This is a genomic window from Geomonas terrae, assembly GCF_004791675.1.
GTDB classification, from domain to species: domain Bacteria; phylum Desulfobacterota; class Desulfuromonadia; order Geobacterales; family Geobacteraceae; genus Geomonas; species Geomonas edaphica.
In genome coordinates this window covers 1,352,085-1,372,187 of record NZ_SRSC01000001.1, presented here as the reverse complement: position 1 = coordinate 1,372,187, position 20,103 = coordinate 1,352,085, and the positions used below count along the sequence as shown (strand labels likewise).

The window sequence follows — 20,103 nt, the reverse complement described above, 5'->3', positions numbered from 1 at the left end:
CATGCTGGAGCAACAGAAAAAGCACATCGTGATCGGAGACAACTCGCCGGGGGTGGGCGATTACCTGCTGCTTACCGCGGTGGCACGCGAGGTGAAGCTCGCAAACCCGTTTGCGACGGTGGAGCTGCAGGTCAGCAAGCGGGCGGAACTCTTCCTGCACAACCCGTTCATCGACGAGGTGAGGACGATGGCCGATCCCTTCGTCACACCAAACAGTGGCGACGGCCTGTGGGTGGAGCGCAAGTGCAGGTTTTACGGCGTCGAACCGCACTCCACCCTGCCGCAGATTTTCCTCACCGATCATGAGGTGCGGCAGGCCGCCGCACGGCATAAAAGGACCTCGAAGCCCCTCATCACCATCGGTATCGACTGCGCTCCCCACTGGAAGCACGTCCGTTACATGGAAGGCGGGTTCTGGCAAGCCGTGCTGAAGGAGTTGGGCAACGACTTCGACCTGGTGCAGATCGGGTTATCCGGGAACATCACGCCGTTGCCTGGCGTGCCCCAGCTCCTTGACCTCCCGCTGCGAGAGGCCGCTGCGTTGCAGCACCTGGCAGACCTGCACCTGGGGGTCGACACCGGCGACATGCACTTGGCGCTCGCCTGCGGCACGGACGCCATCGCCCTCGTGCCCCAGAGTTCCCCCGATTACAACTGGAAAGAGTGGCACTACCCTTCCGGCGTCGATTACCTCCCCTTCGGTGTAAGCCCGAGCGATGTCGCGGGGCTCATCAGGACGCGGGTCGGCACGGCCCCCAGAATGGAAAGCCTGACGATCAAGAGGGGGGGAAGCGGCGTCACCACCGCCCGCATGGCAAGCGCCAAACAGATCGCGCAGCTGGTCCTGGCGCGGATCGCCATGAAGCACGACGACGATGCCATCTGGAGCGACACCGAGAAGCTGCTCCCGTTCGAGGCCAACCTCGTCCAGTTGCTGGATAAAAACTACGAGATCTGGCACCTGGAAGACGAGGCCCGCCGCGCGGACGTCTCGGACTCCTACATCGCAGGGCTCAAAAGGCAGATCGACAAGTCGAACCAGGCGAGAAACGACATAATCGAGCGCGTGGACGAGTCGCTCCTGCACCTCGTGACAAACCCGTCGGCCCCGCTCAACACTGAGCCCCCCGGCCTCTCCTTCGACAGGCTCACCGTCTTGTGTCTCAAGATTTTCCATATGGAACAGGAGGTCCAGCGGGACTCCGCATCTAAGGCGCACCGGGAAACCTGCGCCCTCAAAATGCGGCGCCTCTCGGAGCAGCTTGACGACCTCACCCGCGCCCTGTCCAACATGCTGCTGGAATTCAGAGACGGCACGAGGGCCTTCAAGACCTATTACCAGTTCAAGATGTACAACGACGCCTCCCTGAACCCGTCGCTTTACGGCAGCGCGCCCGGCGCCGGCGCGGAACCCCGCTTCACCCCTCGCCAGCAGTACCTTTTCGACAAGGTGACATCGCTCCCCGGCGATGCCGTTATCGTCGAAATCGGGGCCGATCACGCTGAAATGGCAACGGCGCTAGGATCCGCCTGCCGTGGCAGCGCCAGAAAAGTGCACTGCCTGGCGACGGGAAGGGATTTCGAGGCCGAGTTGACCGCCGCCGGTCTGGCGGATCAGGTGACCGTACTGAAGAGCGATTCCGACGACCCGCTGTCCGATTGGAGCGGGGCGAACGGTGGGGCGCAGATCGACTTCCTGCTGATAGCGCTGCACCCCGAGAAGGGATTCCCGTCCTTTTTGTCGGGGCACCACATGGTGAAGGACGGCGGGCTGATCGGCTTTTACCGTCCGGATCCCTCCGCTTCGGAGCTTTTCGAGGCGATGAAGGACCTTGCGCAGTCGGCGCTCGTGAACCACGAGGAGACCGACGACCTCCTGGTAGGACAAAAGATGGGGCAGACGACGAGGATGCTGGAGATCCTGATCTCGAAACAAACCGCTCTGCACAAATTCGAACGTGGTGGTCGAGATGCAAGATGATCTTGAAGTCAATTTCTTCACCATCGTCCTAAACGGCGAACCCTTCATTCGCTGGCACATCGAGCAGTTCAAGAAACTCACCTTTCCCTGGCACTGGCACGTGGTGGAGGGAGTGGCGGATCTGAAGCACGACACGGCGTGGAGCCTCGAGAACGGAGGGAGAGTATCGGAGGAGCTGCACCGTAACGGGCTCAGTAACGACGGCACCACCGCATACCTCGATGAACTGGCGCGACTGTTCCCGGACCGGGTCACGCTGTACCGAAAGCCGGCAGGGGTCTTCTGGGACGGCAAGCTGGAGATGGTCGCGGCGCCGCTTGGCAATATCAGGCGGGAATGCCTTCTCTGGCAGATCGACGCGGACGAGTTCTGGACGGCACCCCAGATCGAAACAGCCAGAGCGATGTTCCAGGATGACCCATCGAAAACCTCCGCGTTTTACTACTGCAACTTCTACGTCGGCCCCGAGCTCGTCATCTCAACGCGCGACACCTACGGGAATCATTCGCACTACGAGTGGCTACGCACCTGGCACTACCTTCCGGGGGACCAGTGGGTCAGCCACGAACCGCCGCGCCTTTGCCGACCAAAAGCCGGCGGCGGCTTCGGTGATCTCGGCCGGATCAACCCGTTTCGGCACGCCGAGACCGAGCGGCAAGGACTCACCTTCGAGCATCTGGCGTACGTCACCGAGCCACAGCTACGCTTCAAGGAGATCTACTACGGCTACGCCGACGCCGTGGCGGGCTGGCGGCGTCTGCAGCAGGCGCCCGGCTTCCCGGTCCGCCTTGCCGACTATTTCCCCTGGGTCCACGACGGCGCCCTGGTCCGGCGCAAGGATGACCCGGTGCGGGACCTTCCCGGCGGTGATGGCGAGACCGGCAACATCATCTTTTTGCGCCCGGATTCCATAGGGGACAGCGTCCTCGCGGCATCCATGCTCCCCCACATCAAGGCGCGCTTTCCCTCATCGAGCATCACGGTCGTCTGCCAGTCCCAGGTGGGCGAACTGTACGACTCTTCCCCCTATGTCGACGCGGTGATCCGCTTCGACCGGGAGAAGGCCATGCAGGAGGAGGATTATCGCAACCTCGTGGTGAGGCAAATAGCGGCGGTGCACGCCGACATCGCCCTCTACCCGGTGTACTCGCGGGACGCCCTGTACGACCTCTTCACCATCGGCAGCGGCGCCCGTACCAGGGTCGCCATGCGGGGAAACCTCAGCAACCTCTCCGCCGAGGTCCGCGAACAGAACGACCCGCGCTTCACCCACCTGATCGAGTCGGATGGGGACTGGAAGCCGGAGCTCGAGAGAAACCGCGACTTTCTCGCCGGCATCGACATAGTCGCCCCGCCGCTCCAGCCGATGATCTGGCTCACCGAGGACGACCGCCGCTTCGCGGAGGAGTTCTTCGCCGGGCACAGGCTGGAGGGGCGCAACTGCATCGCGGTGTTCGCAGGTGCCCAGTCCTCGTACCGTAACTACGAGCACTTCGGCAAGGCGCTCGCCCCGATCTGCCGGGAAAACGATTTCACCCTGATCGCGGTAGGCTCGGCAGCCGAGCGCGAACTGGGGCAAAAGAACCTCGACGAGAGCGGGGCGACCGGGATCAACATGTGCGGGAAGCTTACCCTGCGTCAGGTCGCCGCCATCATCAGCCGCTGCCGCCTCGCCGTAGGAGCCGAGACCGGGACCGCCCACATCGCCTGTGCCGTCGGTACGCCCAACGTCATCCTCCTAGGGGGCGGGCACTTCGGACGTTTCATGCCCTACACCACCCTCACCACGGTTGCCTGCCTGCCGCTCGCCTGCTATCGCTGCGACTGGCGGTGTCCCTACGCCAAGGCCCACTGCGTGAAGGACGTCAACCCTGCGGTGCTTACCGCGGCGATCGCATCGGCCCTCGCCGGCCCCAGCGACAAGATCAGGATGTTCTGCCAGGACCGGAGCGAGTGGCTTCCGCTTCCCGGGGAACCGGCCTGGCAGGACTGCGACGGCATCGTCGACCGTTACCCGGTCGAGATCGTCCCGGTCACACAATTCACCCCGGTCGCACCGGAAAGGCGCGGCGGTTCAGGAAGCGATTCCTTGATGGAGAAGGGGAAGGGATACCTCGTCTCCGCCATCGTCTCCACCTACGACGCGGAACGTTTTCTGCGCGGCAAGCTCGAGGACCTGGAGGCCCAGACCATCGCGGACCGGCTCGAGATTATCGTGATCGACGCCGCGTCGCCTGGTAACGAGCGGGCCATCGTGGAAGAGTTCCAGAGACGCTACGACAACATCCGCTACCTGAGAACCGAGCGGCGGGAGACCGTCTACCAGGCGTGGAACCGCGGCATACGCATGGCCACCGGCGAGTTCGTCACCAACGCCAACACCGACGACCGCCTGCGTGGCGACGCCTACGAGATCCTCGTGCGGACGCTCCGGGAGCACCCGGAGTGCGTCCTCGCCTACCCGGACATGCGCATCACGCAGCAGGAAAACGCCACCTTCGCGGCGCACGAAAGCCACGGTTTCCGCGACTGGCCCGACTTCGACCGCCTGGGGCTTCTCGAGCTCTGCTGCGTCGGTCCTTTCCCGCTTTGGAGGCGGTCGCTGCACGACGAGATCGGCTACTTTGACGAGCGCTTCAAAAGTGCGGCCGACTACGAGTTCTGGCTGCGCGCCGCCCTGGGCCATGACTTCGTCCACGTCCCGCAGTTTTTGGGTCTCTACTGGCTTTCGCCGGACACGGTCTCCCGAAAGGGGGACCTCCCCACCCTGGAATACCTGCAGGTGCAGAAGGAGTACCGCCCGAGGTACGCCCCGCTCACCCCTCCGCCCGTAGCGCCCTCCCCGGAGGAACAGGAGGCCTTCCAGCGGCTTTTGACCCGCCTCGAAGCGGGCGACCCGGCGGCACCGGGCGAGGTGGAAAATTTCCTGAAGCGCCACCCGCGCGCCGCGCAACCCCACCACGAACTGGCCCTGCTCCTGCACCGGCGCGGCGACATCGGCCTCGCCAAGACGCATTTCGAGAAGGCGGTGCTGCTTGACCCCGCCTCGGAACGCTATCGCGAGGGGCTGCGCGCCTTCCAGGCCAAGGAGCTCTCCGAGCCGCTGCACTACTACCTGGAACAGGCGGACGCCGCCCCGGAGAACCTGGAGCACCAGCTTTGCGCCGGGGCGATCCTCACCCTGCTTGGGCGCTTCAAAGAGGCCCGCACCTATTACCTGCGTGCCAAGTCGATAGCCCCGGAGAGCCCGCTCGCCGCCGGCTACCTCGCCTTCCTGGAGGGTTCAGAAGCGGCCGGGCGCACCGAGCTTGCGGCGCAGGCGGCGCCCCGACGCTCTCCCGGCGCGAGGTCCGAAGGGGTGCTCGTCTCGGCGATCGTTTCCACCTACAACTCGGAGCGCTTCATCCGGGGATGCCTCGAGGACCTCGAGGCGCAGACCATCGCGCACCGGATGGAAATCATCGTGGTCGACAGCGCTTCGCCGCAAAACGAAGCCGCCGTCGTCGCGGAGTTCCAGAAACGCTACGACAACATAAGGTACATACGCACCGCCGAGCGGGAAACCCTCTACGCGGCCTGGAACCGCGGCGTCGAGGCGGCCCGCGGCACCTTCCTCACCAACGCGAACACCGACGACAGGCACCGCCCGGACGCCCTGGAGGTCATGGCGGCCGCACTGGAGGCGAACCCCGAGGTCGATCTCGTCTACGGCGACTGCTACGTCTCCACCGTCGAGAACCAGACCTATGCAGAGTCCGCACACGACCGGCTCTTCAGGTACCCGGACTTCCTGGCACCCGCTTCCCTGCTCCACTACCAGCTGGGGCCGCAGCCCATGTGGCGGCGCTCGGTGCACGAAAAGATCGGCCTCTTCGACGGCTCCTTCCACGCCGCCGGGGACTACGACTTCAACATCCGCTTCGCGCTCGCCTGCAAGGCGCTGCACCTGCCGGAAGCGCTGGGGCTCTACCTCGAGGCGCCGACGGCGATCTCTTTCCGCGACAACCGGATGGGGAACGAGAACGTCCTTTTGCGCAAGACCTACCACAACGAGGAGACCGTTTTCCGCCTCTACCGTGCGACGGGGCTCCCCTGCGACAGCGACGGAGAAAAGGCGCAGGCGCTTCTCGACCTGGGCATTCGGGCGCTGCGCTTCTACCCTCCCTGGAAAGAGGGGGCCCCGGAGCGTGACCCGGAGCTCGCCCTTTTCTGCTTCCAGCGCGCCGCCGCGCTCTCGGGCAACGCCGTCGCCCCCTGGAACAACCTGGCGGTTGCCGCCTTCCAGGAAGGGGAGCGCGATCTGGCGCTCGACATACTGCAGCGGCTCGCGTCCCGCAGCGCAGAGGAAGCCGTGACCTGGAACCTCCGCCTGGTCACCGCGGACCGTTGTGCCCCGACGGACCTGAAACTGATGCCGTCCGGTTTCAGCTTCCCGTCCCAGCAGGAGCTCGTCGCAGGTCTCCCCGACCCGGACGGTCCCCCGGCGGAAAAGGCGCCGCTTCCAAGCCCGATCCTTCTCGTCTGCCACGGCTACCCTCCCGGACAGACGGGGGGCACCGAACTGTACGTGGCGTCCCTGGCGCGGGAACTCCGCCTGGGGGGTGCTCACGTGGTGGTCCTGGTACCGGGGCACGCCCCGGACCGGCCGGAAGGTGAGATCGTCGAGCACGAGGAGGGGGGGATCCTGGTCGCCGAGATGAACGTCCCCCCCGCCGTCGGTCCCCAAGGGGTGCGGCAACTGAGGGAACAGTTCCATAACGACAGGCTGGCGGCCCACTTCGAGCACTTTTTGCAACGGATCAAGCCGCGCCTGGTGCACTTTCACCACTTCATCGACCTCTCCGCGTCACTCCTCGACGCCGCGGCGCGCGCAGGCGTACCGAGCGTCGTCACGCTGCACGACGGCTGGGCGGTTTGCCCCCTGTACCATTTCTTCCGGCCCGACGGCACTTATTGCGAAGAGGGGCCGGTTCCGGCGCAGGCGTGCGTGCGCTGCCTCACCGGCGGCTCCTCCGCTCCGGGAGACCAGGCTCTCGAGGAGCTCCTTAAGGAGCGCAGGGATTACATCCAGTCGCGGCTTTTACTCGCCGACACGGTCCTTTTCCCGTCCCGGTTCATGCTGGAGAAGCTGAGGCGCCACGGACTCGACCACCCGCGCTGCGTGGTGCACCCGCTCGGCCTGACGGAACTCTCCCCGTTGCCCCGGAAAAGCGGGACGCCGGGAAGGGTCCGCTTCGGCTACATAGGCCACGTCCACCCGGTGAAGGGGCTCGACGTACTGATGCGCGCGGCGAACCTGTTGCGACCCGGCAAGGCGGAACTCGCCATATTCGGCGAGGTGCGCGACCCGGTGTACTTCCGCGCGGCGGGGGGAGAGCTGAACGCACCGGTGCCCGTCACCGGGCACGGGACATACCTGCGCAGCGAGCTTCCCGGCATCCTCGCTTCCATCGACGTCGCCGTGATCCCCTCCCGCAACGAGAGCTTCTGCCAGACCGCCAGGGAGTGCCTCCAGGCCGGCGTGCCGGTGATCGCCTCCGACGCGGGCGCGCTTCCCGAAGCGGTGCGGCACGGCGTGAACGGCCTGCTCTTTCACTCCGGGGACCACGTCGACCTCGCCGCCCGCATGAATGCCGTCATCGACGACCCCGCCCTGCTCGCCGGGCTGAGAGCGGGGATCACCCCGGTGAAGACCTCGCACGACGAGGTGCTGGGACTCTCGGCCATCTACGCCGCGGTTCTCGACCGTCGACGGACTCCCGAATCGGGCGCCGGCAGCGTCTCACCGGCAAGCGACGCCCCACGCGGCACGGGGGGAGAGGCGGCCGAGGTGACCATCGTGATCCCGGTCTTCAACGGCGCCGATCTCACCGAGAACTGCCTGCGCGCCATCGCGGCGAACACCCCCAAAGGGATGTACCGGGTGGTGATCGTCGACAACGGCTCGCAGGACGGGACCCGGGAACTGCTCGAGAGACTCCGGGCGCCGGAGATGACCGTGATCGGCAACGCAGAGAACCTCGGCTTCGCGAAGGCCTGCAACCAGGGGGCACAGGCGGCCGGGGGGGAATTCATCCTCTTTCTCAACAACGACACGCTGCCGCACCCGGGGTGGCTGGAGCGGCTTGTCGCGATGGCGCGGCAGGACGCGACGATCGGCGTCGTCGGCAGCAAGCTTCTTTACCCCGACGACCGCGTCCAGCACGCCGGCGTGGTGGTCGGTCTGCGCGACGGGGAGCCCTACCCCTACCACGTGCACCTGTGCGAGCCGTCCGGCAGCCCGCTCGTCAACGTCCCGCACGAGTACCAGATGGTCACCGGCGCGTGCCTCATGATCAGAAGCGGGCTCTTCCGGCAGGTGGGCGGCTTCGACGAGGCCTACGTTAACGGCCACGAAGACCTGGACCTCTGCATGAAGGCGCGGGCCGCGGGCGCCAAGGTGATGTACTGCCCGTCCAGCGTGGTCACGCACCTCGAGTCCCGCACCAAGCGGCTCATAGGCCTGGAACAGTTCCACTACGAGAAAGGGGTCGACAACGAAGAGGGGCGCGGCAGGCGGCGCTTTCTGGATCGGTGGCGGGAAACGCTGCAGATCGACGGAGAGGTGCTTGCCGGAGCGGGCGGGCACGCACCCGTGCCGGCGCCCGCTCAAGGGCTCAGCATCCTTTTCACCATGTACGGCTGGGACGAGACCGGCGGCGGCACGACCTTCCCGAGATCGGTGGCGCTGGAACTCGCCCGGCAGGGGCATCGCGTCACCGTCTTCTACGCTTCCCTTGCGACCGACCCCGCCCGGCCGGAATACGCGCTGGAGACTCACATGGAGGAGGGGGTACGCCTCTTCGCCCTTTTCAACCGCCCGGCGCGCTTCACCGACCCGGACCACCCGGAACGCGAGATGCTCGACGAGGGGGTGCTCAGGGCCTTCCGGCAGGTGCTCAGTGAGAGCGCTCCGGACGTGGTGCATTTCCACAACTTCCACGGCCTCACCCTCGCGATGGCGCAGGAGACGCGGCTAGCCGGCATCCCGAGCGTCTACACGCCGCACAACTACCACATGATCGATCCCGACCTCTACCTTTTCAACAGCGACCTCTCGCTCTGGAACGGGACCGACCTGATCGCGAACTCCGAGGCGGTGGCGCGTAACCCGGAAAAGGTGCCGCAATACCGGCTGCGGGGCGAGACGACGAAGCGCCTGCTCAACGAGTGGGTCGACGTCACCCTGGCGGTATCGATGCGTCAGAAAGAGCTTCTCGTCGCATTCGGCGCCTCGCCCGAGAGAATCGCGGTGGTGCACCAGGCGAGCCGCTCCACCGACCTCCTGTGGCAGGACCCGGCGCTCGCTACCCTCGGCGCGCGAGTGATCGAGAAGCCGCTCCGCTTCGGCTTCATCGGCGGGGTCATGCCGCACAAAGGGGTGCACATGCTGGTCGGGGCGGCGCAGCTCTTCCAACCCGGCGAGGCGGAGTTCCACGTGTACGGCTTCGTCTCCGCGGGGTACCTCGATGAGCTGCGGGAGCTCGACCGGCGCGGCATGGTGGTATTTCACGGCGCATACGGCGAAGCGGACCTCCCCGCCATCGCTGCCGGAATCGACGTCGCCGTGGCGCCGAGTGTCTGGGAGGACTGCGCACCGCTCGTCCTTCTCGAGCTCATGGCCTTAAGGCTCCCGATCATCGGGGCGAGAATCGGCGGCATACCCGATTTCGTCGAGGAAGGGGTGAACGGCTTTTTGTACCGGCACGACTCGCTGGCGGAGCTCGTCGCATGCCTTAAGCGCTGCGCCGCCGACCCCTGCATGGTTGCCGAAATGCGTGGGAGTCTCGCCTCCCCCCACTCCTTCAGCCGCTACCTGGGGCACCTGGAAGAGATCTACCGTCTCCTCAAGGAGCGAAGGCCTCTCCTTTTGCCGGAGCTGGAACTTCGCGTCCGGCTCGGGGCGAAGCAGGCGCCCGCCCCCCTTCCCGCCGTGGTGTGGGAGGGATCGCAGTTCGTCGGGCACTCCCTTGCGCTGGTCAACCGGGAACTCTGCCTGCAGTTGATCGGGGACGGTTACCCGCTGAGCATCATCCCGTACGAGGAGGACCAGTTCGGGGCCGAGGCCGATCCCCGCTTTCACCTCCTCGCCGAGGCCGTCCGGCGCCCGCTCCCCGCTGCACCTGCGGTGCACGTGCGGCACCAGTGGCCCCCCGACTTCACCCCTCCCCCGCAGGGTCGCTGGGTGATGATCCAGCCCTGGGAGTTCGGCAGCCTCCCCGTCCGCTGGGTCGAGGCGATGAACGGCATGGTCGACGAGGTGTGGGTCCCCTCCTCGTACGTGCGCGACTGCTACCTGCGCAGCGGGGTCCGGCCGGAGCGGGTCTTCACCGTCCCCAACGGCGTCAACACGGCGCTCTTCAACCCGCAGGCTCCCCCCATTACCCTGAAGACGCAGAAGAGGTTCAAGTTCCTCTTCGTCGGCGGGACCATCGCGCGCAAGGGAATCGACATCCTGCTCCAGGCCTACTCCGCCGCCTTCACCGGCGGCGATGACGTCTGCCTCGTCATCAAGGACATGGGAGGCGGGTCCTTCTACCAGGGGCGCACCGCCCAGGAGCTGATCGCGCGCTACCGGCAAAACCCGGATCTCCCCGAGGTCGAATACCTGGACCGGTTCCTCCCCGACCGGGAGCTCGCGGGGCTTTACACCGCCTGCGACTGCCTGGTGCACCCGTACCGCGGCGAGGGGTTCGGCCTCCCGATGGCCGAGGCGATGGCATGCGGCCTCGCCGTGGTGGTCACCGGGCACGGCGCCGCCCTCGATTTCTGCTCCGCCGAGACCGCCTACCTCATTCCGGCGCGCGAGGTGAAGCTGCCGATGAAACAGGTGGGTGAGCTGGAGACGGTCGATCACCCCTGGCTCGCCGAGCCCGATGCCGCCGCCCTCGCCGACATCATGCGTCACGTGGCGGAGCACCCCGATGAGGCGCGGGAAAGGGGAAGGGCGGCGGCCCGCCACATCGCCCGGAACTTCACCTGGGAGAAGGCCGCGGCCTGCGTGCGCGCGCGGCTGGCGGCCCTCAGCGAAGATACGGCGCCGCGTAGTGAGGCGCCCCGGGCGCGGCGCGAGGAGGGGCTCCTCTGCTCCATCGTCATCGAGACGGCCGGGGCCCTGGAAAACATGGAGCGCTGCCTCGACAGCATCGCGCGGCACACGCAAGAACGACACGAGGTGCTCTTGAGCCATCACGGCGGGCAGGAAGCCGCACGCCTCGAAAAGCTCGCCCGCCGGCACGCAGAGTGCCGACTGGTGGATGGGAGCACCCGGCTTGCGGATGCTGATCCGTACCACGCCGGGATCGTGCAGGCGCGCGGCGATGTGCTCGTACTGATGGAGCCGGACGTGGTGGTGACTCCCGGATGGCTTGCCGGCATGCTCGTCTGCCTGGACCGGGAAGCCGGTGCGGGCATCGTCGGGCCGATGGGAGACGGCGCGACCGGCCTGCAGAGGGCCCGAGGCCCCGAGACTGTCGACGAGGCGGCCCTGGATGAGTTCGCCCGTTCCTTCGCCGCGCAACACGCCCGGCGCCGCATACAGGCCCGGATGCTCGACCCCTTCTGCATGCTTTTGACCCGCACGGCGCTTAAAGCCGCGGGGGAACCGGACGCCCGGCTGAGGCGTGGCGACCGGGGCGGGGACCTCTGCCTGCGCGCCGCCCTGGCCGGCTTTCGTTGCGTGGTGGCGGGAGACGTCTTTCTCCACCGGCTCCCCTCCACTGGGCCCGCAGACGCTCCCGAAGCCGGAAAGCTCTCCTTTAGGGAGAAATGGGCCCTCGGCGGACTGGAGCCGGAGCTTGCCAAGCGGGTGGCCTCCAGGCAGGCGCTCTTTCTGGCGCAGCAGCTCGCCCGGCAGGGAAGCCTGGATGCCGCCGTCGATCTCTTTTTGCAACAGGGAATCGCCCTCGCGCCGACCGAACCTGCGCCCTACCTGCTTCTTGCCGAAGCGCTCCTCGACGCCGGGAGCTTTAAGAACGCCCTGGAGGTACTGGAACAGGTCCCCGCCGGTGCGGAACTTCAGCGGCTGTACCTTGACTGGCGCTGCCGAAGCGCGCTCGGACAGGAGAAGGAGGCCCTGGCGCGCACCGAAGCGATCGTGCAGCTCGCCCCGGAGACGCCCCTCGCCCTCTACCTGCAGGGGAAAGCGGCGGCCGGCCGAGGTGATGCTGCGGGCGCGGAGGCGCTCTTTCGCCGCTCCTGCCAGGCGGACCCCGGCTTCGCCCCACCCTGGCTCGAGCTTGCCCTCCTGCACCGGGAGCGTGGTGAGTACGGCGAGGCGCTCGACCTTGCCGAGAAAGGTTTCATGCTCGCGCCGCTCGATCTCCCGGGGCTCGCCCTCTTCCACGGTCTCGCCGAGGATCTTTCCGAGCTGCCGCGCGAGGAAAAACGGGTGCGCGAGGCGTGCCGTCTCTACCCGGAGCACAAGGGGCTTTGTTTCGGACTCGTCGAGGTGCTGATCCGGCAGGGGCACCACCTGCAGGCGCTGGAAGAGCTCGAGCGGGCGGCGGTCTCTTACGGACTGGATGACGCGGCTCTCGACGCCGCGCTGGAAATCAGGAAGCTCGCGGGGCCGGACTTTCCCGACTCCCCGTGCCGTGCCGCCGTTTCCCTCTGCATGATAGTGAAGGACGAGAGGCGCCATCTGCCGGCGGCACTCGCCTCGGTGAAGCCGTTTGTCAGCGAGATCGTGGTGGTCGACACCGGCTCCACCGATCGAAGCGGCGATCTGGCCCGTCTCTTCGGCGCCCGGGTCTTCGACTCCCCTTGGAACGGCGACTTCTCCGAGGCACGCAACGTCTCCCTTTCGCAGGCGACCGGGGAATGGATCCTGGTGCTGGACGCGGACGAGGTACTGGCGGCGCGCGATCTGCCGCGCTTGCAGGAGCTTCTCTCCCGGGCGGGTTCCGCCGCCTTCTCGATCATCACCAGGAACTACACCGCCGAAGTGACCCGGAAGCACTGGACGGCGAACGCGGGAGAGTACCCGGCAGAAGAGCGCGGGCTCGGCTGGACCCCGAGCCTCAAGGTGCGACTATTCCCGAACGACGCCCGCGTCCGTTTCCAGGGGGCCGTGCACGAGCTGGTGGAAGGGACGCTGGCGCAGTGCGGCATCCCGGTCCTTTCCTGCGACATCCCGGTGCACCATTACGGCAAACTGGACAACGCCAAGTGCGCCGAGAAGCAGGAGCACTACTACCTCCTGGGGATGAAGAAACTGTCCCAGGGGGGCGCCACCGTCGAGGCGCTCACCGAACTGGCGATCCAGGCCACCGAGCTCGCGCGTTTTTCCGAGGCGGAGGAGCTTTGGCGCAGGGTGCTCGAGCTGACCCCGGAGGCGGCCGAGCCGTACTTCAACCTGGGATACCTCTACCTGAGTCTCGGCGATTACCGAAAGGCCCGCGAGCACGCCCTGAAGGGGGCGGAACTCGCCCCCGAGATGAAGGAAGCGGCCTTCAACCTCGCCAAAGCCGAACTGTACCTCGGCGACACCGAGCGCGCCTCGGCCGGCTGCCGCGACATGCTGCTCAAATGGCCCGAGTATCCTCCGGCGCTCTCCCTCCTCTGCGTTTGCCGGCTCCTCGCCGGGGAGGCGGAAGAGGCGGAGGCGATCGTGCGCAGGCTGACGCAGCTTGGGTACGACTGCGTCGACTTCCTCGCCGAGTACGCCGCGGGACTGGCCCGCGGGGAGCGCGGAGAGCTGGCCGCCCCGGTCAGGGAACTGGCGCAGCGGCTGGAGCGAAGGGGTTCGGCGCAATGACCGACGTCACGATGACCGCCCCCACCGCTGCGGACGCAAAGGCATACCTCGACTGGGGAAACGAGCGCTACGCCGCAAAGGACCTGCAGGGGGCCGCGGCATGCTACCGGGCCGCCCTGCGCCTGCACCCCGACCTGACGCCGGCACACTACAACCTTGGCTGCGCCCTGGAATTGATCTCGGGGGCGGCCGAAGCCCTGCCGCACTTCGAGCGCGCCGCAGCCCTCGAACCCGGGTGGAGCGACGCGCACGGCAAGTACGGCCTCGCCCTCGCCAGGACGGGGCGCATGGCCGAGGCGGCCGGCGCGCTGCAGAAGGCATGCGACCTCGCGCCGGAGCGGGCCGACTACCAAAACAACCTGGGGCTTGCGCTGAACGCCCTGGGGCGCGGCGAGGAGGCCCATGCCGCCTTCAGGGAGGCGATCCGCCTCGATCCGCTCGACCCCGCCCCCCGCGCCAACATCGCCGTCCTCCTGGAGCGCTTCGGCCATGTCGCGGCCGCCATCGGCTCCTGCCTGGAGGCGATCAGGCTTCGACCGGACTTCGCCGAGGCGCATCACAACTTGGGGACGGCCCTCAAAGCGCAGGGAAGGCACGCGGAGGCGATCGCGCAGCACCGCGAGGCGCTCCGTTTGAGGCCAGGCTACCAGGACGCCTTGAGCAGCCTGCTCTTCACCCTGCTCTACCCGGCGCAAATCCCGGAAAAAGAGGTTTTTGCCGAGCATGCCGCCTTCGGCGCCGCACACCGCTTCCCTCCCCCGGTCCACGGCAACACCCTCTCGACCGAACGGGTGTTGAAACTCGGCTACGTCTCCGCCGACTTCAGGGAACACGCCGTGGCGCGCTTCATCGAGCCGGTCCTTAAAAACCACGACCGGGCGCGCTTCCAGGTCTTTTGCTACTCGAACGTCACCGCCCCCGACGACAGGAGCGCGCGGATCGCGGCCCTTTGCGACCGCTTCGTCAACATAGCAGGGCTTTCCGATGCGCAGGTCGCAGAGATGCTCAACCGGGACGGGATCGACATCCTCATCGACCTCTCAGGGCACTCGGCGGGCAACCGCCTGTCCCTCTTCGCGCGCAAGCCCGCCCCGGTGCAGATGACCTGGATCGGCTACCCCTTCTCCACCGGCCTCGCCGCCATCGATTACCGCATCACCGACGCCGTCTGCGACCCCCCCGGGGCGACCGAGCGTTTCCACACCGAGGAACTCATCCGCCTGCCCGGTCCGTTCTCCTGCTTCGCCCCCCCCGAGGAGGCGCCCGAGGTCGCCGAACTACCGGCGCTCGCAACGCGCCGGATCACCTTCGGCTCCTTCAACAACCCCGCGAAGATCACCCCGGAGACGGTGGCGCTCTGGTCGGAGGTGCTGCGCGCGGTCCCGGACTCGCGCCTGCTGCTCAAAGGGTACTCCCTCGCCTGCCCGGAAACCGCCAAGCGCTTCGAAGAGGCCTTCGCCGCACACGGTATCGACCGGGATAGGCTCACCCTCACCGGCAACACCCCCTCCTACCGCGATCACTTAGCCCTGTACGGCAAGGTCGATATCGCCCTGGACACCTTCCCCTACAACGGCACCACGACCACGTGCGAGGCGCTCTGGATGGGGGTCCCCGTGATCACCCTGACCGGCGCCTCGCACCGCGCGCGGGTCGGCGCATCGCTCCTCAACGCCGTCGGGCTCCCGGAACTCGCTGCGGGGGACGCGGGCAGCTTCGTGGCGACCGCCCGCGCACTCGCCGGGGACCCGGAACGCCTCTCCTCCCTTAGAAGGACGCTGCGCGCCACCATGGCCGCCGCACCGCTTACCGACGGCGCCGGCTTCACGCGCAGTTACGAGGACGCCCTCGCCGCTGCCTGGGAGAGGTGGTGCCTCCGGCAGGAACGGCTGCGCTCCGCCGCAGGCCACGGCGCAGGCCGCGCGGACGAGCCGGGGCTCAGGTACGTCGAGCTGCTCCTTAAAAAGGGGATGCGCGAGGAGGCCTGCGACCGGCTGAGGGGGCTTGTGGGGCAGGAACCGGAAAACACCGCAGCCGGGTACCTCCTCGCCGTACTCAGGGGAGAGGACGGTTTTCCGGAGGAGGCCGCGGGGCTCCTGCTGCGGGTCCTGTCTCAGGACCCGCAGCATGTCAAGGCCCTGAACGCGCTTGGGACCGCACTGCGGCAGCTAAGACAGGTGGAGCAGGCGGAAGCCTGCTATCGCAACGCCTTGGGCCTCGATCCGTCCTTTCAGCAGGCGCGCATCAACCTCGCCTTGCTGCTGAAAGAGGGGGGACGGCTCACGGAAGCGGAGGAGGAGCTGGATCGGGGTGTCGCTTGCGATGCCGCATCGGTGCCCCTTCGCTACAACCTGGCGAACGTGCTGCAGGCCCAGGGGAGGAGCCTCGACGCCATAGAGGCCTACCGCGCCGTACTGCGCCTCGATCCCGACCACCTGGACGCCCGCCAGAACATGCTCTTCGCCCTGCACTACGCGCCCAGGTTCGGCCGCCGTCTCATCTTCGCGGAACACTTGAAGGCGGCCCGTACCCGCCCCTTCCGCCCGGCGCCCGGCTCAATGGCGACGGCATCCCGACCGCGCGGGGGGCGCGTCAGGATCGGCTACGTCTCCCCCGACTTCAGGCAACACTCCGTGGCAAGCTTCATCGAGCCGGTCATCAGGGAGCACGACCGCGCCCTTTTCGAGGTTTTCTGCTACGCGAACCTCCCTCGCGCCGACCGGGCCACGGAGCGCCTGCAGGGGCTCGCCGAGCACTGGCGCGACATCCACGGCATCCCGGACGCGCAGGCCGCCGCGATGATCGCCGCCGACGGCATCGACATCCTCGTCGATCTGGCCGGGCATACCTCGGGGAACCGCCTGCCGCTCTTCGCGCTGCGCCCCGCGCCGCTCCAGGTAACCTGGATCGGCTATCCCGACACCACCGGCCTCAAGGCGATCGACGTCCGCATCACCGACGCCATCGCCGATCCGCCGGGTGAGGAGGAACGCTACCACAGCGAGCGTCTCGTCCGGCTGCCACGGGTCTTTTGCTGCTACCTCCCCCTCGATGCGGCGCCGCCGGTCACCCCGCCCCCCTGTCTCGAGACCGGGCGCGTCACCTTCGGCTCCTTCAACAACCTCGCGAAGGTGACACCCGAGGTGATAGCGCTCTGGAGCCGCGTGCTCCATGCCGTCCCGGGGTCAGGCATGCTCGTAAAGGCGCAGCCGCTCGGCGATGCCGGGGTGCGCCGCCGCATCCTGGCCCTGTTCGAGGCGCAGGGGATCATGCCCGGGCGCATCGAGCTCGACGCCGGGCAGCCCACTTCGCAGGAGCACCTGGCGCAGTACCGGCGCGTCGACATCGCACTGGACACCTTCCCATACAACGGCACAACGACCACCTGCGAGGCGCTCTGGATGGGGGTCCCCGTGATCACCCTCGCCGGCGACCACCACGCCTCGCGCACCGGGGCGACCCTCCTCACCAGTTGCGGTCTCGCCGACATGGTGACGACGAGCGAGGCGCAGTACGTCGAGATGGCACGCCGGGTGGCCGCCGATACCGGGACCCTCGCGTCCTTCAGGAGCGACGCGCGTCAGCGGCTGCAGCGTTCCCCGCTTCTGGACGCGACGGGGGTGACACGGGAACTCGAGGTTGTGCTTCGCGATCTATACGCGGAAATGAGGGCGGAGCGGGAATAGCACCGGAAGGGACGCGGGTCATTACTTTTACTGCGGGAAGGATGCAGATGGGGTGCGGGAGGTCATAGCGGCGTGGTCTTCTGAGGACGCGGCCCCTCGCAGGGGAGAAAGGGACCTTGTCCCTCCTCCCCTCGAAGAGCTGCCGTGCTGCTAACCTTCGGTCGCGGGGGTGGTCCTGAGACCGGCGGCGATGTTGAAGTTGATGTCGATGACGATGGAGAGCTTCTCCGGGGTGGGGTAAGCCATGACCTCGAAGAACCTCTTGTCCACGAACAGGCTCAGGTTGAGGAGGTCCTCCCTCAGCTTTAACGGCATCGGGTGGTTCGGTTCGGTCAGCTCGGCCTGGAAGAAGCTCCAGACCTTCTGGTTGTACTTGATCGCCTCCAGCATCTTCGCCTCGCGGTCCGGGGCATCCCAGTTATCCTGGACGGCCTTGAGCATCAGCCCCGCCTTGGTCAGCACGGAGGCCTCGAGCTCGCGTCCCGACATACTCTCCTTCTGGATACCGACGTACTCCTTGATCGCGTTGTTAGTTTGCATTTTTCAGTAGCTCCTCTTCGTACTCGATGAGATTCTTCGCAATTTTGAGGGCCTGGTAGTAGCTGCCAGCCTCGATCCGTTCGTTCAGCTGCTCGATGAGGGGCTTCGTGCTCGGCGCCGCCTTCAGTATCTCGGCGGCCAGTTCCGCATACGTCTTCACGTATGTCGGTACGTTCGGCTCGTCGATGTACATGAGCTGGATGGTGAAATAGACGCGCTTGCAGGGCGTGGTGATGTCCTTCTCGCCCAGGATGTCCTTCTCGCGCAGGATGGGAACCGTGTTCTCGATGAACAGTACGGTACCCTTGCCGCCATTTCTGACCACTGCGCCGCCCACGATCAGCCGCTCGTTGCTCTTCAAGGTGATTTTAAGGGACATGTCAGTTAGCTCAACCCTTTCAGGAATTGAGGGCGTTGCAGCGTCACCCCCTGAGCAACTGAATCTGCAAATTGCTGGCCAACCTCGACACTTTTTTGCGCGGCGCCCGCATCGGAGGCTATCGGAGTCAAACTCAACGATTCCGAACCCTTAGGAGCGGCAAACATGTCGGCGAAGCGCCCGTCGCGCAATAATGACGCGGTGTCGACGGCGATGTCGCCGCGCATGGCCTGCAGCGACCGGGCCGCTGCGTCAAGTTTGTCCACGTGGTCAGCAATTTGACTGTCATTCGCATTCATGGAGAGCGGCTCGGGAAGCTCCGTCAGCTTGCGAGCCTCGACGACGGAAGGAGGTTGGGGAACGGTGAGCTGGTCGATCTCTTTACGGATCGCGTTGTAGGTTCTCAGCAGCTTGACCCTTTCCTTGTCTTGCGGTGCGAAGGGAGGGAAATTCTTCACGATGGTTTCGAGAGGTTCCTTCAGCTTGTCAATCCTTTGACCCAGTTCCCGCGCCGCCTCGTCAGTCCTGTGGATGGCAGCCGCGGCGGAGTTTTTACGCTCGTTTTGCCTGGCGATGTCGCCGATGCGGGGGTCGCCTTGTTCGGAAACGAGTACCTGGTCGGCTATCACGGGATCTGCGGGCTTTTGTTTTTCGATCTGGGGATTCTGGACGTAGCTGGAGTGGGAGGAGGGGAGAGAAGCGGAAGCGATGGGAACGCTCTCTGGTTGCAGCCGGTCGATTAACATACGCTACCCCCGGTGAAGAGGGATTGCGGAGCGGGTTTCCCCGCTCCGCAAAGCTAGGGTTAGAACAGCCTGAGGACTGCCTGTGCTGCCTGCGAAGACATCGAGAGCGAGGTGGTGCCCAAGCTCTGGCGGGTCTGCAGCATCAGCATGTTGGCGCCTTCCTGGTTCATATCGGCCAGGGTCAGGTTGTCAGCACCGGTCTGCAACGTGTTGATCATCGAGTCAGTGAAGTTCTGGCGGATGGTGATGACGTTCAGGTTCGCAGCCAGGGTCTGGGTGTTGGTCCTGAGGGTCGAGATCGCGGTATCCATCTTCGCGGTATCGGTGGTGATGTTGGAGTTGGCAGCCCACGAGCCGCTTGCGGAGGTGAGGCTCAGGCCGGATGCGTTGGCGAGGAAGCCTTTCACATCGAGGCTGGAGCTTGCGTCCTCGTTGAAGTTTACGGTCAGGGTGTTGGTCGCGCTCAGCAGGTTAAGGCCACGATACCCGGAGTCGGAGGAGACGTTGTCGATCTGGCTCCGAATGGTGTCGTACTGGGTCGACAGCGTGGACCTGGTCGAGGTGTCGCTGGTCGAAAGGGCGGACTGTGCGATACCTTTAGCCGCGTTGATCAGGCCGGTGATGGCGGTGATGCCGGCGTTGGCTGCGGAAACGGTCTGCACCGCTTCTGCCATGCCGTCCTTGCGGTCGGCGAGGTCGCTGGCACGCTGGGTGGCGTTCTGCGCTGCGAAGTAGTTGGTCGGGTTGTCGAGTGCGCTGTTGACCTGTTTGCCGGAGGAAAGCCTTTCCTGGGTCCTGTTCAGCAGCTTGCTGGTCTGTTGGAGGTTGAGAAGGTTGGTCCTCATGCCTGCGGTGAGAGAGATGTCGCTGGTGCTCATGGTGTTTCTCCTTTTCTGGGTTTGTACCGGCATTCTTGCCGGCTTGTGAAACCTGGTTGATGGTTGTTTTCCGACGAGCTCTGATTTCCCGGGCAT

At 66.2% G+C, this 20,103-nt stretch carries 7 protein-coding genes; 3 read left to right on the top strand and 4 right to left on the bottom strand.

What is annotated here, in order from left to right; all coding sequences use genetic code 11:
- Window position 1 precedes the first annotated feature (1 nt).
- The 3 genes from E4633_RS05825 to E4633_RS20725 are packed head-to-tail and all read left to right on the top strand — an operon-like array spanning window position 2 to window position 17,464.
- Complete coding sequence (locus E4633_RS05825) at window positions 2–1,981, top strand: DUF4254 domain-containing protein (protein ID WP_135869290.1); 1,980 nt, start codon at window positions 2–4, stop codon at window positions 1,979–1,981.
- On the top strand, window positions 1,971–13,778 hold the full coding sequence (locus E4633_RS05820; protein ID WP_135869289.1) for a glycosyltransferase: 11,808 nt from the start codon (window positions 1,971–1,973) through the stop codon (window positions 13,776–13,778). The genes E4633_RS05825 and E4633_RS05820 overlap by 11 nt, the downstream gene beginning before the upstream one ends.
- Complete coding sequence (locus E4633_RS20725; RefSeq protein ID WP_246037919.1) at window positions 13,775–17,464, top strand: O-linked N-acetylglucosamine transferase, SPINDLY family protein; 3,690 nt, start codon at window positions 13,775–13,777, stop codon at window positions 17,462–17,464. Before E4633_RS05820 ends, E4633_RS20725 begins: the two co-directional genes overlap by 4 nt.
- A gap of 150 nt (window positions 17,465–17,614) precedes the next feature.
- Here the strand turns inward: E4633_RS20725 and flaF are convergent, their stop codons facing one another.
- The 4 genes from flaF to E4633_RS05795 are packed head-to-tail and all read right to left on the bottom strand — an operon-like array spanning window position 17,615 to window position 20,007.
- Window positions 17,615–18,004, bottom strand: a complete 390-nt coding sequence (gene flaF, locus E4633_RS05810; protein WP_135869288.1) for a flagellar biosynthesis regulator FlaF — start codon at window positions 18,002–18,004, stop codon at window positions 17,615–17,617.
- Entirely contained in the window at window positions 17,994–18,383 is a 390-nt protein-coding gene (locus E4633_RS05805; RefSeq protein ID WP_135869287.1) for a flagellar biosynthesis repressor FlbT, read from the bottom strand. The genes flaF and E4633_RS05805 overlap by 11 nt, the downstream gene beginning before the upstream one ends.
- Window positions 18,384–18,388: 5 nt before the next feature.
- The gene (locus E4633_RS05800; protein ID WP_135869286.1) at window positions 18,389–19,129 is read right to left on the bottom strand and encodes a hypothetical protein; all 741 of its coding nucleotides are present in this window, start codon (window positions 19,127–19,129) and stop codon (window positions 18,389–18,391) included.
- A 59-nt stretch (window positions 19,130–19,188) separates the two neighbouring features.
- A complete protein-coding gene (locus tag E4633_RS05795) occupies window positions 19,189–20,007 on the bottom strand; it encodes a flagellin N-terminal helical domain-containing protein (protein WP_135869285.1) in 819 nt (272 codons plus the stop codon).
- Window positions 20,008–20,103 lie beyond the last annotated feature (96 nt).